The sequence below is a fragment of the Chromohalobacter sp. HP20-39 genome, assembly GCF_033052815.1.
Lineage (GTDB): Bacteria > Pseudomonadota > Gammaproteobacteria > Pseudomonadales > Halomonadaceae > Chromohalobacter.
Window position 1 is genome coordinate 1 of sequence record NZ_JAWHTP010000973.1, and the last position, 250, is coordinate 250.

The window sequence follows — 250 nt, forward strand, 5'->3', positions numbered from 1 at the left end:
CGCGAGATTGCGGAGACGATGCCTGAGACGCAGTGGACGTACCAATACAGCCCGGAAGTCTTCAGCGGCACCGAACTGGAATTTGCGCTGGAAGTCTGCAACGCAGTGACCGAGGTCTGGGACCCCAGCCCGACGCACAAGATCATCTTCAACCTGCCGGCCACGGTGGAGATGGCCACGCCCAACATCTACGCCGACCAGATCGAGTGGATGCACCGCAACCTGGCGCGCCGCGATTCGATCATCCTTT

The 250-nt window shown here is 60.8% G+C and carries 1 pseudogene; it reads left to right on the forward strand.

The window, feature by feature from the left end:
• Positions 1-18: 18 nt before the first annotated feature.
• Positions 19-250 (forward strand): annotated as a pseudogene (locus RVY79_RS20865) (2-isopropylmalate synthase); the annotation flags it as partial.